Here is a 14767-nt window from a genome sequence, read left to right as displayed (position 1 = left end):
CGGTGCGTGTATCATTGACCCATTTCCTATCATTTAATTTCGTTATTTTTTTCCTATTTCCTTCTAAATCGTTTTGACTAGACGCAAAAAAAGATATCTTGGCCATAAGAACCTAAGCCCAGATATCCCGTCTCAACATTCTGTGATTTCCCACTCTTATCAAAGCATATGAATGATTTTCTCAGCCGTCTCTTTCCCGTTTTCAATACAATCCGGAATTCCCACGCCATAATAGGAACAGCCGGCCAGCAGGACACCCGGATAGGCTTGCGCCAGCTTTCTTTCCAATGCTTCTACTGTTTTTGGATGAGTAATCCTGTAAGTAGGCATATTGTCTGACCAGCTTGTTACAACACTTGTTACTGGTTCAGCCGTTATGCCTAGACTTTTCTGAATATCTGCCCGTGCAACCCGAAGCAGTTCTTCTTCATGTAAATCCTTTATATCAGGAAAGGATGGGTGGCTGCTTTTATAAAAAAGTCTGACCAATAGGTTCCCCTGTCTTGTGGTATGTTTCCACTTGCGACTTGTCCACGTGCATGCATTACATGCCAACTCTTCGGAATTAGGAGCAATAAACCCTGTTCCTTCCATGGGCAACTGCTGATCTGGAACATCATATCCGAGATATACACTGATTAGTGAACTTGTTTTTAACTGGGCAAATTCATGTTCGAGATTTGCTTGATTTAACAGGATTTCAGCCGCATGGTGAGGAACACTGAGAACTACTTGATCAGCCTCAATTGACTCCCCGTCAGTAAAGATAACCTGATAGCGATTATCTGCCTTTCTAATTTGGCTAGCCTTTTTATTTTTTAAAATATCAGCCTCTTCTAAGTGATCTTCAATCGCCTGAATCAATGTTTCAAGTCCATTTTTAAAGGATAGAAATTTCTTCTCATTTTTACTTAAGTATTTTTCTTTATTTGCTTCAAGACCCTTTATAATACTTCCATACCGATCTTTATACTCTAAGATATAAGGCAGTGTAGAACCAATCGTTAAATCACTAAGTTTTCCGGAATAAACACCTGAAAGAACAGGAGCAATTTGTTTTTCAACGAATTCCTTACCGAGAAAATACTCAAGGAAATCACCAATTGAATCATGCATCGTGAATGATTCATTTTTTGTATAAAAATCCTTAAGTGCTTCTACTTTTCCTTCAGCAGATACAAGAGTTGTTTTCGCCAATGACTCAATACTGGTTGGAATTCCGAATACTGCATCGGCAGGAATTGGTTTTAGCTCTCCCTCTGTATAAAGATAAGATCTGCCAGTTGCATTATAGACAACTTCTTCTTCAATCCCCAGTTCTTGGATAAAAGGCATCACATTTTCTTTCCGCGCTACAATGGAGTCTGCCCCTTCCTCGATTATAAATCCTGGTTTTCTCGCAGTTCGGATTTTTCCGCCAAGCTTATCAGATGCTTCTGCCAGAATTAAATGAACATCTGATTGATTCGCCTTTTTCCATTTATGTAACTCATATAGAGCAGATAAACCCGTTATTCCGCCACCGACAATCAATACTGTTTTCACTCAAGTCACACCCTCTACTATACCCTTGAGTAAAAATACCCAAAAGAGCTTTTCTCCCCTCGATTATAAATCGAAGCTATCTTTTATATCCTTAACTCACCGCTAGACAATCGACAACATTTGACAAATTTCGGGTAATTGGTCCCGAACTCTATTTTCCCACCGATTCGTCTTTTTGTGCAACCCAAAAAGCAATAATTATTGACAATATAACAAACAAAATCGGCGCATAAAAAACTAAAAACCCATCCATCGCTGAATCCTCCTAGCTGAGCGTAAACATTTCTTTTGAAACAAGAAAAACCGGGGCGTGACAGGCAGCACCCCAAAGGCAGAAAAGGGTTATTGTGATCCTTGTACATAGTCCTTATTAAATAAGAATAGTTTCAAGAGCAGATAAATGGACGGAATCAGCAGGCCAAATCCAGCCAGGAACGCAATAATAAGAGAAATCGCCATTGCCTCGTTTGTTAAGCTGTCATAGATAGAAAGATAGGGATACAGCAAGTATGGATAATGAGAAATTCCGTAGGCAAAAAAGGCGAGGAAATATTGGCCAATCATCAGCCATACGGCCAATCCATACCCTTTTTTTCTCCATATTAAATAAACAGCTGCTAGGAAAAACAAAAGCGATCCCGCAAACATCCACCAAAGATCGACCATCCGTTCATAGTGCAAAGGTGTATGGGAACGCAATTCAACCATGATTCCGGATGCCGCTAGTATAGATGGCCCTGCCCAGAACAGTGCATACTTCCGGAGCAATTCGGTCGCACCTTTGTCATTAGCCTGATGAGCATACCATGTTAAAAAAACGGCTGAGATGTAAAGGACAGCAGCCAGGCTCAGCACCGCAATACTCCATGTTAAAGGACTTGTAAAAAGGGTCCAGTAATTTAAAACTGGCCCTGATTCAATTGTCACAAACCCGCCCTCAGAAATCGTAAAGACAATAGACAATGAGGCGGGAATAAAGAGACCGGAGAGACCGTACAAATAGATATATCGCTTATGTATAAGCCCACCGTATGTTGTAAAGGCGTAATAAGAACCGCGAATCGCCAGAAGCACAATGGCAATACTCACCGGAACCAGTAATGAGGTGCCATAATAATAAGCAGTTCTTGGAAAAAAACCGACTATCCCGACAAAAAAGAAAACTAAGAAAACATTGGTCACTTCCCAGACAGGAGACAAATATCGCTGAATAATTTTCGTTAAAATATGCTGCTTCCCTGTTAACGTTCCATATGCATTAAAAAAGCCTGCTCCAAAATCTATTGAGGCAACGATAACATATCCGAAGAGAAACAGCCATAATACAGATATCCCAATTATTTCTATTTCAAATGTCATAGAGACTCACCAACCTTATCGAGCTCTCTGTCTGCTAATTCCCGTTCAACTGTATTTTTACGGAACATCCGCATTAGAACGACAACACTTGCAACCCCTAAAACAAGGTATAAACCGGCAAATAACCATAACATCAGGTCCACATCCCCACTTGTCGTGGACGCATTTACGGTTTTTAAAATGCCCCGTAAGACCCACGGCTGTCGTCCCACTTCATCGAGCCACCACCCAGCCTCGATGGCCAATATAGATAATGGCCCTCCGAGTACAATCAGCCAATGAAACCATCGGGAGGAAACAAATCTCCATTTTCTCGCAATCCCGAGGACATACAAAAGGGACAGCAGCACTAACATCATCCCAATTGTCACCATCGAATCAAATAAATAATGAATATAAAGAGGCGGTGTTTCTTCTGCAGGAAACTGGTCAAGTCCGATTACTTCTTCATTAGGAAACCCATGAGCTAATATACTAAGCGCGTATGGAATCTTAATCGCATACTTCACTTCCCCGTTATCAAGCACCCCATATAGAATTAGCGGCGCACCCTCTTCTGTTTCAAAATGCCATTCAGCCGCAGCTAATTTTTCCGGCTGATATTCTGCCAGATATTTTCCTGATAAATCTCCTTGTACAGCTGTAGTAATTGAAAATATAAGGCCCAGTTTCATTGTTAAAAATAATGCTTTTTTATGATAAATATGTTCGGAACCTCTTAGAAGTCTGTATGCTCCAATCGCTGCAAGCACAAAGGCCGCTGTCATATATGAGGTCGCTAAGACATGAGCTACCTTAGTCGGAGTTGCCAGATTAAACATGGCAACAAGCGGGTTAATATTGACAAGTTCCCCGTTTACCACATCAAATCCGCGAGGCTGATTCATAAAAGAATTCACCATGGTAATAAAAACGGCGGAAAAGGAAGCACCAATTGCTACCGGAATTAACAGCAGCAAATGCTTTTTTTGATTCTCAAACCGATCCCATGTATATAAGTAAATCCCAAGAAAGATCGCTTCAAAGAAAAACGCAAAGGTTTCCATAAATAAAGGCAGTGCAATAACCTGACCGGCTACTTGCATAAAGTGTGGCCAGAGCAAGGAGAGCTGCAAGCCAATTGCTGTACCCGTCACGACTCCAACAGCAACAGTAATCGCGTACCCCCTGGTCCATCTTCTCGCTAATAATATGTAATGCTCATCCTTTTTCTTAATCCCAACCCATTGGGCAATCATGATCATAAGCGGGATTCCGACCCCAATGGTTGCATAAATAATATGAAAGGACAAAGTCAATTCTGTTAAAACCCGACTATAGAAAACGGCATCTTGATTCCCGATTTTGGCCGCCCCCTTTCCTTATCCGGAAAAAATCCTGCCGATAAAGGATAATCCCGTAATGGTTGCAACAATAAAAGATAACCATATAAGTAAGCGTTCATGCTTTTTGTACATGTCTTCACCCCATTAGATTCTATTTCCTAAAAGGTAAATATTGAGTCACTCTGTAGTATCCCCAAAATTTCAAATTTCTTCCGATAAAAATTGAACGACAATAGTCATCAGTGTGTCTTTACTTAAAAATCCTTATAAAATATGCACATTTGCCTAATCAAATGGATGAATCACTTTTCGATGGAAGGAAAAACTTCAAATAAAGCAAGAATAACATTCTATAATCCTCGGAAAATTTTTTACTTGTAATTTAGTAAGACTATGGCTATAGTTATTTGTGTAAATCCAAGTGTCAAGACACATATCAAGGAGGGAATACTAATGGCGGAGAAACCTATTTCCCAAAGAAAACTGCTCGGAATTGCTGGAACAGGTTGGATGTTCGATGCGATGGACGTCGGAATGCTGTCCTTTATCATAACTGCATTAGCGGCAGAATGGAAATTAACACCGGATGAAATGGGCTGGATTGGAAGTGTTAACTCGATCGGGATGGCAGTTGGAGCCCTTTTGTTTGGACTTTGGGCTGACAGGATTGGCCGTAAAAATGTTTTTATCATTACGCTCGTTTTATTTTCACTGGCAAGCGGATTTTCCGCTCTGACAACCTCATTAGGCGCCTTTTTAATTTTGCGATTTTTAATCGGAGCTGGACTTGGAGGAGAACTGCCAGTTGCATCCACTCTCGTTTCTGAAAGTGTCCCTGCTAAAAATCGCGGCCGGGTAGTAGTTCTGCTTGAAAGTTTTTGGGCATTTGGCTGGCTATTATCAGCTATTATTTCTTACTTTGTCATTCCTGAATATGGCTGGAGAGCGGCACTAATCATTGGAGCACTTCCAGCATTGTACGCTTTATACTTGCGGGTTAAATTGCCTGATTCCCCGGCTTTTTCACCAGAAAAAGTCGAAAAGCGCTCTATTTTAGAAAACTTGCGGGAAGTTTGGTCAAAAGAACATGCCCGGTCCACACTAGTATTATGGGTTCTTTGGTTCACCGTTGTTTTTTCTTACTACGGCATTTTTCTATGGCTGCCAAGCGTGATGGTAATCAAAGGATTTACCATGATAAAAAGCTTTGAATATGTATTAATTATGACTCTTGCCCAATTGCCGGGCTACTTTAGTGCAGCATGGCTGATAGAAAAAATGGGAAGAAAGTTCGTCCTCGTAACCTACCTGCTAGGGACGGCGGCTTCTGCTCTTGTCTTCGGAAATGCAGAAACAACCGGTTTACTCATGACTTCAGGTATTCTTATGTCCTTCTTTAACCTGGGGGCGTGGGGGGCTCTCTATGCTTACAGCCCTGAACAATATCCGACTGTTATCCGCGGAACCGGTACTGGGATGGCTGCAGCAGTTGGTCGGGTTGGCGGTATTTTAGGTCCGCTTCTAGTAGGATCGATGGTTGCCGCAGGCTATTCCATCGGTGTGATTTTTACAATATTCTGTATTAGCATCATTATTGGCGTTTTAACAGTAGCATTCCTGGGAAGAGAAACCCGTCAGGTGGAAATTGTTCAATAAATAGAAAAAAGGTGCCTCCTCAACTTGAGGATTGGCACCTTTTTTGGCAGGAATGAATTTTTATGAAAACGTTGCGTGACTAGCACACCCTAAAGCTTATTTGCGCAGCTTCTCAATTTCGTCCGCTACGAACTGTACTTGTGTTCCTACGACAACTTGAATATTGTTTTTACCTACAATATTAATACCATGAACACCTGTGCTCTTGATTTTCTGCTGGTCAACAGCATCCATATCTTTTACTTCCACTCTTAGACGGGTTACACAGTTTGTTAAAGAAGTAACGTTTTCGTCTCCGCCTAATGCTTCATATATTGTAGCTGCCATCGCCGCAAATTTGCTTTTTCCAGATTGAGCGGCTATAGCCTCTCCAGCTGTCTTTTCCTCTGTATCTTCTTCTCTTCCAGGAGTCATTAAATTAAACTTTGTGATCATAAAGCGGAATACAAAGTAATAAATAACTGCAAACACAAGTCCTTGGACTAAGAGCATATATGGCAGGTTAGCCAATGGAAGTCTAGAACTTAGGAAAAAGTCGATAAATCCTGCACTGAACCCGAATCCGGCTGTCCATCCAAAGGTGGAAGCAATGAACAGCGACAGACCTGTCAAAACAGCATGAGTCACATATAGAACAGGAGCCACAAACATAAAGGCAAATTCGATTGGTTCAGTTACACCTGTTAAGAATGCGGCAAACCCCCCTGCTAACATCAGCGAGGCTACCATCTTCCTCTTCTTCGTTTTTGCCGTATGAACCATGGCAAGGGCTGCTGCCGGCAGACCGAACATCATGACTGGGAAGAAGCCGGCTTGGTACATACCTGTTACCCCTTTTTCTCCCTCACCGGACCAGAAGTTACCGATATCATTTATTCCCGCAACATCGAACCAGAACACGGAATTTAATGCATGGTGCAGACCAATTGGAATTAAGAGGCGGTTAAAGAATCCGTAAAGTCCCGCACCAATCGCTCCTAATCCACTAATCGCTTCACCAAATGAAACCAATCCAGTATAAACAACTGGCCAGACAAAGAATAAAATAGCAGAGGCGACTAACATCGCAACCGCTGTCATAATCGGCGCCAAACGTTTGCCACTGAAAAATGCCAATGCTGCAGGTAATTGGACGTGACTAAAACGGTTATACATAGCTGCAGCAACGGCACCAGAAAAAATACCAATGAATGCATTATTAATTTTACCAAATGCTGCGTTCACTTCAGCTTCATCTATACCTTGAAGCATCGCTACTGAACCGGTTGACAGTAAAGTTGTCACAACTAGAAATCCAACTAATCCGCTTAATGCAGAAGCTCCATCTCTGTCCTTGGACATTCCTAAGGAAACCCCAACTGCAAAAAGGATTCCAAGATTGTCTAAAATAGAACCGCCCGCCTTGATTAAAAAGGCGGCAACCGGGCTGCCAGCCCCCCATCCGTTAGGGTCGATCCAATAACCAATCCCCATTAATAGGGCCGCCACAGGTAAAACAGCTACCGGTAGCATCAAGGATCGTCCGATTCTTTGTAAATAACTCATCATACCAGTCATTCACTCCTTTTTTATTGATTTTGAACTATGACACATTTAATACGTTTGTATCCCCCTTTCATTTTACCTCGGACACTACTATAAATCTATGTCCTCAAAATAAAAAAAAGCAGCGGCTCATGAAAAAATCGAGTCCCTGCTCTTGCTATATATAACATACATAGTGAAACAAGAAAAACCGGTGCCTGCCTGGCACCCCGAAGTGAAGTTTACATTCCTAATAATTCAATGATTCCCTCGTCCGATGCTAAGATCATATCGGTATGAATATAGTCTGAGTTGAACAGTTCTTTTAGATCTTCAAATTGCAGATTGTTTGCTTTTACCAATGAATCATCTGCTTTATAAATGTATAGGGTAAAATACCGGTTTAAAAATGTTAAAAAATCATTGACGGCGATCCCGGATTTTTCAATATATTCGCTATTGAATTCGATAAATCCAAGCATAGCTGCACTTGTTTCAAAAATGGTTGTCATCCCTTTTAATACAAAAGCTTCATAACCTTCCACATCGACTTTAAATAATACCGCCTTATTCATTGCAATCCCCTGCACCAGCGAATCGATTGTGGTTGAATGAACAGCTACTGGCTCAACCATCTGATGAGAGGGCCTGTAGGAAGCAGAAGAAGTGCCAGACCAGTGTTTATCAACAAAGAACACTTTTTCTTCATCATCTTTATCTGCTGCAAAGGTATTAAATAAAAGAATCTGTGCTTTATTTGGATGTACATTTTTTGATTGCTCGATATATTTGAATAATTGACGGTTTGCTTCTACACCGTAAATCATTGTGTGGCTTGGGTAAATGGCAGAAAAAATACATTCGCCGTAATTGACTCCCACATCAATAATAAGATCTGGATTCATCACATGAACAGCCTGACTCCAAAAATGGGTCATCCGCTTTTGCGTCATCCCATTACTAATTAACAAAGCCCGCCCCCTGTTTTCCTCTGAATTAACATATAAAATGGTTGAAGAAGGCAAGACCACTTTTTTCGGAAGCTTCTCCGCTTTTAATGTCTTATATTTGAGTAATATCCCAACATCAATAAGAAATTTCCATAGTTTCGGATAGTTCTCCCACATTTTTAAAAGAAAAGGTTTTCGAATAGTTGCTTTCATGAATGCCTCCTGTAAATAAACAAATAGTACGTCCTCTTTTATGTTTTCGTACTACTATATGAATCTCCTCTCTTATGTAAGAGGATTTAACATAGAATTTACAATCGGAGGAGTTTGATAACTAGACACTGAACAAGAATGATTCTGCCCTGTTCCCATCGGCATTGTCCTTTAGACGTTCTTTGATCGACGATTCCGTTCTGTTCCTGTCAACAAAGCTAGTCCCGCCAAAATAACAAAAAAAAGAGAAGAGAACGTCGCACATTGAATTCTCTTCTCCTTTTCTATATACGCTCTTAATCTCCAATAGCTTTAGCCAGTTTATTGCCAGGCTGTTTTCCTTCAAAAGGATCCTCTGCCGGCTTCGCTCTTTTAATAAAGAAGGCAAGTATCAAAGCAATAACTGTTAGGATCGTTGCAATTAGGAACGTGTCGTCAATGCCCCCAAGCATGGCTTCCAACATAATATGCTGCTGGACATCAGCAGTAGGTTGGCCAACGACATTTCTCATCAGTTCATCCGTATAAGCCTTCTCGCGAATCGACATAATCGTAATCAAGAAAGCTGTACCAATTGCCGCTGAGACTTGGTTTAATGTATTGTTCATAGCTGTGCCATGCGGATAATAAGATCTTGGCAGCTGATTTAAACCGTTTGTTGAAACTGGCATCATTACCATCGACATCCCAAGCATTCGAACTGCATGCAGAATAACAAGGTTTAAATAAGTTGTTTCAAATGATAATTGGCTAAATAAATAAGTAGTAAATGTTGTAATAACGAGTCCGATAATTGCTAGAATGCGACCACCAAATTTATCAAATAATCTCCCGGTAACAGGGGACATCGCTGCATTTAGCAGGGCTCCAGGGAGAAGCATTAAGCCTGTTTCCATCGGTGAAATACCGCGAATTGTCTGTGCATAAATAGGCAGCAGCAAAAAGCCGGAAAACATCGCCATATTTAAAATCATAGTAATAGCTGAAGCTAAACTAAACATCGGGTATTTAAAAACATTAAAATTCAGCATAGGTTTTTCTAGTCTGGATTGACGGCGGATAAAGAAAACTAGAGAAATCGCACCAAGGATAATCGTTCCGTATACGAAAGGACTTCCCCAGCCCTTGTTACCTGCGGAACTAAATCCATACAGCAAGCTGCCAAATCCTATTGTGGATAAAATGACGGAAATCGTATCAAGATGAATCTCTACCTTCTCTTTTTGATCCTTTAATAAGAAAAAGCCTAATATTAAAATCAAAGCTGCAATAGGGGTGATAAAATGAAACAGCATTCTCCAATCGTAATGTTCAATAATCCAGCCTGATAAAGTCGGACCAATTGCTGGCGCAAACATTAAAATAAGTCCAAACACTCCCATTGCAGTTCCCCGTTTTTCAACCGGAAAACTGACTAGCATGACATTCATTAACAACGGCATCATAATGGCTGATCCCGAAGCCTGAACCATACGGGCTGCTAATAATACTCCAAATACATCTGCCATTCCAGCAATAATGGTACCGGCTGTAAATAAACTCATAGCAACTAAAAATAGTCGGCGAACTGAGTATTTTTGAATTAAAAAGGCGGTGGTTGGAATTAATATCCCGTTTATTAACATATAGCCGGTTGTCGACCACTGGACAGTCGCGGTATCAACATGTAAATCTACCATGATTGAAGGCAATGCAACATTTAATAAAGTATTATTTAAAAACGAGATAAAAGCTCCTATCATTAAAATGGCGAGGATCCCATATGGCGGACGATTTGTATTAGCCACAGTTTGGTCCATAGTTCTTCCTCCTCTGTACACTCAGTTCAGATTGATCTGCTTTCTTTTAAACACAAACTATATCATATACCATGAGTACAAAATGTGCAATCAAAAAATATCCCATTATATCAACGTTTGTATCTACTCTAATAATAATGTATTATACTATTTGTACTGCTAGTACATTTAAAGGTAAAGGTGATTATAATGAATGACCGAAAACAGCATGTGATTAATAAAGCACATCAACTATTTATTGAGAAAGGATTTCAAGCCACATCCATTCAGGATATTTTAGAATACAGCGGAATTTCAAAGGGGACATTTTATAATTATTTTTCATCTAAAAACGAATTATTAATCGCAATTTTTCATTCTGTCTACAAAAAGATGGAGAAAGAGAGAAATGAATTATTGATCGGTCAAGATCCAGGAGATATTGAAATCTTTATTAAACAGATTGTCCTCCAGCTCAGGTCAAATCGAACAAATAAATTAGTGAATCTGTTTGAAGAAGTAATTTTTATACCAGATGAAGAATTAAAAGAGTTTATCAAACGCGGACATTTAAAGATGCTGCAATGGTTATATCAACGGTTTATTGATATCTTCGGGGAAAGCAAGAAACCCTACCTATTCGATTGTGCGATTATGTTTAAAGGCTTTTTATTCGAAAATCTTAAGCACCATACCTTTGCACGAAGACCACATGAGAGTATAACCGAAGTTGTCCGTTACAGTGTAGCGCGGCTGGTGAGCATGGTAAACGATGTATCTGAGAAGGGAGAGCAATTATTTCCTCCTGAGCTATTAGAACAATGGTTTCCCGAAAGCGCGGCACATAAGCATGTATCCCATGAAGAAATTGTCCGAACCGTTTCTTTATTAAAAGAAGAGCTGGTAAATCACGAAGATCAAGCTAAATTCAAAGCACTGCTTGATTTCATCCAAAGTGAAACCCTTCACGCAAAGGAACCCCGCCGTTTCCTAGTCGAAAGTGCGTTTTTATCATTAAAAGCAATCCATCCCCCATCTCTGAAATGGACTCAAAATTTGCAAAAGCTTGAAGAATTAGTTTAGATTATACCAGCCGATTAATCAAATTTTTAAATATACAACTAGAAAAAAAGGGTGGTGCCTGGCACCACCCTTTTACATGCTCTTATCTAAATAGCGCATATTCGCATACCCTTTTTTACGCCGGTACCAGATCGTAAGCACAGAAACTAAGATTAAAACAATAGAAACGACCTGGGCAATCCGCAAACTATCAGTGAGCATTAAGCTGTCGGTTCTCATTCCTTCGATAAAAAAACGCCCGACTGAGTAATACATAATATAAGTCAAAAATAACTCACCGCGTCTTAAATTGACCCGTCGTAAAGACATGAGAACAATAAACCCCACAAAATTCCAAATGGACTCATATAAGAATGTAGGATGATAATACATCCCATTTATGTACATCTGATTAATGATAAAATCCGGTAAATACAAATTTTCGAGAAATTCTCTTGTTACTGGCCCCCCATGAGCTTCCTGATTAATAAAATTTCCCCAGCGCCCAATAGCTTGAGCCAAGATCAGGCTTGGAGCTAAAATATCAACTAATTTCCAAAACGAAATTTTACGAACCTTAGCAAACACTATAATCGTTAAGACTGCACCCGTTAGTACGCCATGCATGGCCAGCCCGCCTTCCCGGACAGCAAAAATCTCAAGGGGATGTTCGGCATAATATTCCCATTTAAACATCACGTAATAAAGGCGTGCAAATATAAAGCAAACCGGCGCTAAAAATAGGACAAGATCAACAAATGTATCTTTTGGAAGATCTCGCCGTTCACTTTCACGTATGGCCAGCCATAGACCCAGAATGGCCCCTGAAATAATAATAACACCGTACCAGTATATCTCAATCCCGCCAAGTTCAATGGCAACCCGATTGATTGGCTGAATGTTATTTTCCATACTAAGACCCCTTTTACATTTTAATTTTTAGTGTTTCAGTCAAGAGCTATTACGCCATTGGTACTTGAGGAATGACCTGCCCTTCAATTCGTTCGAAAATATCATCTAAATCCCTGCCTGTAATGGTAAGACCGTGATTTTTAAGCCCAATGACTGCCCGAGATGGGTCTTCAGCACGCCGAACGAGTTCCGCCACTGTTTCTGCTAATTGAATAGTTCCGCATGGATAGTTAATTTCCGTTGCTTCCACCCCATCCATCCAGGCATGGATATGGACGATTGCCCCTACATTTGGATGTTCTTTATAAATCATCCAATGTTCGATTGCATCAACCGATGCCCTTCTTGGAGTAATACTTGGCGGAACTCTAATTTCCATTGCATTTTTCTTTGAATTAAATCCTTTGATATGTAAAATATCCTGGCCAATTATGCGTAAATTTGCCTTGTTACATCCGCTGGCACTCATCCAGAAGCGGCTTTCATCGTGCCGGCTGCTTAGATTCCCGTAGCTCAAGCCCCCAATCCCGTATAATTTTTTTAACTGACGCATATCGCGAGGTGATAGATATTTATCGAGCGGAAAAGGAGCAGGCAGCAAGTTCATTTGGTCTAATTTTTTACCTGCCACATACATTTTTTCTGTTATTTCATTACCACTCCATAATTCTTGATCCAAATCTTCGACAAAGTCATTGTCAATCACTAATTGAGATGAGGCAACCGGTTCTAATCTTTCATAAATCTTTTGAAAAAATTCTTCTTCATCTTCATTTTCATAGCTTAATTTATAAAATCCCTGTTCAGGTGTAATAAAATAAACATCCGTTTGCTCATCGGTATTTACGATAAAAACTAAATGATTGGCTAGCGATCTGACTAAATACGGATAAGCTGCTTCAAATATATTTTCCGGTTCTTCATTATTCTCCAATATAGAAATGACAAAAGTCGCTTGCGCTTTTCTGCGGAAAGGTCTAGGGTTTTCATGGTTAATGACATTGAATACAATTCTAATATCATCAATCGGCTCCTCAGAAAATTCATACCCTTGAGAAGAGAATTTGTCCTTTAATCCTTCCGTATACCATGTAAGAAAAGGTGATTTTTCCGCACCTGTTATTGTAAAGTTCTTCATCATCATGTCCTCCTTACTTTGATTTAAAAAATCTTAGTTGTAGTTAGGGTTCAAAAACCACCTTAATTGCTGCACCATTTTTCTTATTAAAAGCAGTATCTAGAGCACTTCGATAATCCTCTAGCGGAAAACGGTGGGTCACTAATGGTGCAAGATCAACCTTGCCATCACGCATTAGCTCAATTGCAATATCAAACGTTCGTACTCTCCTCCCCTTGAACATCTCGGTGCTATAAGCAAAGCAGCCTTTAACATCTAATTCGTTCAGCCATACAGTCGTCCAATCAATCCCATCCATTATGCTAGCCAGTCCTAATAAAACAATTTTGCCTCCACTTCTGGAAAACCGAAGTGCATCATTAATACTCTGTTTTCTCCCTACACACTCAAAAACAAGATCTGCACCTCCCTGAATAACCTCCGGACCAAAAAGCGGTTTTAATACCTGGCCATTCAGAGCTTTCGCTAAGGAATCAACATAGTTCTTTTGCAGATAAACGATATCGTCTGCACCGTAACCTGCGGCCATCTCGGCTTGAAAAGGATGTTTTACCAATGCAACAATTTTGCATGGAATATCCAGTGCCCGAATTGCGGCAATCACACATATCCCAATCACTCCCCCTCCTATGACTAAAACAGTGTCATTATGATTAGGAGGATTTCTTAAAACACTGTGTAAAGCACAGCTAAATGGCTCAACCATCACACCGTTTAAATCATTTACATGATCAGGGAGTTTAAAGACCTGGCTTTTATGGGCTACTAAACAGGAACTCCAGCCTCCCCCTGTATCGCGGCATGTCCCAATTAATAATCCTGGTGAGAGGTTCCCCTTATGTTTATGAATACATAGGCTAAAATTACCCTCTAAACATGCGGGGCATGGTTGTTCAATTCCTCTTGATATACATGACAAAATCGGGTCTATCACCACTCGATCCCCCCGATTGAAATGAGTAACGTTTGATCCAGTTTCTGCAATTTCCCCTACAATTTCATGACCGATTGTAAACGGGAATGAAACAAATGGTGAAGTGGCAGGACTATCTTTTAAAAAAATGAGGTTTAGATCACTGCCGCAAATCCCTCCAAATTTGACCTTTACTTTTACCCAATCCTCATTCGGAAGTTCAGGCTCTGCCTGGTTCCGAAATTGCAAGCAGGAAAATCTGGAATCCCAATACACAGAAGGGATTAATCTGCCGATCAATTTGCTGGAAATATAGCGCGGCATTTTAAAATCGAATTGTAAAGCTTTCACTAAAGTCACCTAGTTTCTTTACCAATTTAGGTTTAATTTTC

Annotated in this window: 12 protein-coding genes; 2 read left to right on the top strand and 10 right to left on the bottom strand. The window is 40.2% G+C overall.

What is annotated here, in order from left to right; genetic code table 11:
- Window positions 1–159 precede the first annotated feature (159 nt).
- The 4 genes from hemG to MLE14_RS12235 form a co-directional block, all read right to left on the bottom strand.
- Window positions 160–1545 (bottom strand): protoporphyrinogen oxidase, encoded by a 1386-nt coding sequence (hemG, locus tag MLE14_RS12245; RefSeq protein WP_243298665.1) that lies wholly within the window; start codon window positions 1543–1545, stop codon window positions 160–162.
- Window positions 1546–1696: 151 nt separating this feature from the next.
- Window positions 1697–1798, bottom strand: a complete 102-nt coding sequence (gene cydS, locus MLE14_RS22745; RefSeq protein WP_390628766.1) for a cytochrome bd oxidase small subunit CydS — start codon at window positions 1796–1798, stop codon at window positions 1697–1699.
- Between the two features lie 89 nt (window positions 1799–1887).
- Entirely contained in the window at window positions 1888–2904 is a 1017-nt protein-coding gene (locus tag MLE14_RS12240; RefSeq protein ID WP_243298664.1) for a cytochrome d ubiquinol oxidase subunit II, read from the bottom strand.
- Entirely contained in the window at window positions 2901–4247 is a 1347-nt protein-coding gene (locus tag MLE14_RS12235; RefSeq protein ID WP_243298700.1) for a cytochrome ubiquinol oxidase subunit I, read from the bottom strand. The genes MLE14_RS12240 and MLE14_RS12235 overlap by 4 nt, the downstream gene beginning before the upstream one ends.
- 435 nt (window positions 4248–4682) lie before the next feature.
- Between MLE14_RS12235 and MLE14_RS12230 the strand changes: the two genes are divergently transcribed.
- Window positions 4683–5885, top strand: a complete 1203-nt coding sequence (locus tag MLE14_RS12230) for an MFS transporter (protein ID WP_243298663.1) — start codon at window positions 4683–4685, stop codon at window positions 5883–5885.
- 96 nt (window positions 5886–5981) lie between these two features.
- Here the strand turns inward: MLE14_RS12230 and nagE are convergent, their stop codons facing one another.
- From nagE to MLE14_RS12215, 3 genes are all read right to left on the bottom strand, one after another.
- On the bottom strand, window positions 5982–7433 hold the full coding sequence (gene nagE, locus MLE14_RS12225; RefSeq protein ID WP_243298662.1) for an N-acetylglucosamine-specific PTS transporter subunit IIBC: 1452 nt from the start codon (window positions 7431–7433) through the stop codon (window positions 5982–5984).
- 218 nt (window positions 7434–7651) lie between these two features.
- On the bottom strand, window positions 7652–8572 hold the full coding sequence (locus tag MLE14_RS12220) for an FkbM family methyltransferase (protein ID WP_243298661.1): 921 nt from the start codon (window positions 8570–8572) through the stop codon (window positions 7652–7654).
- A 296-nt stretch (window positions 8573–8868) separates the two neighbouring features.
- A complete protein-coding gene (locus tag MLE14_RS12215) occupies window positions 8869–10371 on the bottom strand; it encodes a DHA2 family efflux MFS transporter permease subunit (protein WP_243298660.1) in 1503 nt (500 codons plus the stop codon).
- A 189-nt stretch (window positions 10372–10560) separates the two neighbouring features.
- On the opposite strand from MLE14_RS12215, the gene MLE14_RS12210 reads away from it, so the two are divergent.
- Window positions 10561–11433: a TetR/AcrR family transcriptional regulator gene (locus MLE14_RS12210; RefSeq protein WP_243298659.1), complete on the top strand. Its 873-nt coding sequence runs from the start codon at window positions 10561–10563 to the stop codon at window positions 11431–11433.
- 72 nt (window positions 11434–11505) lie between these two features.
- On the opposite strand, the gene lgt is transcribed toward MLE14_RS12210, so the two are convergent.
- The 3 genes from lgt to MLE14_RS12195 are packed head-to-tail and all read right to left on the bottom strand — an operon-like array spanning window position 11506 to window position 14726.
- Window positions 11506–12324, bottom strand: a complete 819-nt coding sequence (gene lgt, locus MLE14_RS12205; RefSeq protein WP_243298658.1) for a prolipoprotein diacylglyceryl transferase — start codon at window positions 12322–12324, stop codon at window positions 11506–11508.
- Between the two features lie 49 nt (window positions 12325–12373).
- Window positions 12374–13462 carry a class II aldolase/adducin family protein gene (locus tag MLE14_RS12200; protein ID WP_243298657.1) on the bottom strand — a complete coding sequence of 363 codons (1089 nt, stop codon included), beginning with the start codon at window positions 13460–13462 and terminating at the stop codon, window positions 12374–12376.
- Between the two features lie 43 nt (window positions 13463–13505).
- Entirely contained in the window at window positions 13506–14726 is a 1221-nt protein-coding gene (locus MLE14_RS12195; protein WP_243298656.1) for a zinc-dependent alcohol dehydrogenase, read from the bottom strand.
- Between the last annotated feature and the right edge of the window lie 41 nt (window positions 14727–14767).

It is taken from the genome of Bacillus litorisediminis (assembly GCF_022808645.1).
GTDB classification, from domain to species: domain Bacteria; phylum Bacillota; class Bacilli; order Bacillales; family JC228; genus Bacillus_BF; species Bacillus_BF litorisediminis.
The sequence above is the reverse complement of the archived record's forward strand: the minus strand, read 5'-3'. Positions and strand labels throughout refer to the sequence as shown.

Bases quoted from the DNA above. Each gene is read 5' to 3' on its own strand.
- MLE14_RS12210 (WP_243298659.1), top strand. From the start codon at position 10,561: ATGAATGACCGAAAACAGCATGTGATTAATAAAGCACATCAACTATTT.
- cydS (WP_390628766.1), bottom strand. From the start codon at position 1,798: ATGGATGGGTTTTTAGTTTTTTATGCGCCGATTTTGTTTGTTATATTG.
- lgt (WP_243298658.1), bottom strand. From the start codon at position 12,324: ATGGAAAATAACATTCAGCCAATCAATCGGGTTGCCATTGAACTTGGC.
- nagE (WP_243298662.1), bottom strand. From the start codon at position 7,433: ATGATGAGTTATTTACAAAGAATCGGACGATCCTTGATGCTACCGGTA.
- MLE14_RS12200 (WP_243298657.1), bottom strand. From the start codon at position 13,462: ATGAAGAACTTTACAATAACAGGTGCGGAAAAATCACCTTTTCTTACA.
- MLE14_RS12220 (WP_243298661.1), bottom strand. From the start codon at position 8,572: ATGAAAGCAACTATTCGAAAACCTTTTCTTTTAAAAATGTGGGAGAAC.
- MLE14_RS12230 (WP_243298663.1), top strand. From the start codon at position 4,683: ATGGCGGAGAAACCTATTTCCCAAAGAAAACTGCTCGGAATTGCTGGA.
- MLE14_RS12215 (WP_243298660.1), bottom strand. From the start codon at position 10,371: ATGGACCAAACTGTGGCTAATACAAATCGTCCGCCATATGGGATCCTC.
- MLE14_RS12240 (WP_243298664.1), bottom strand. From the start codon at position 2,904: ATGACATTTGAAATAGAAATAATTGGGATATCTGTATTATGGCTGTTT.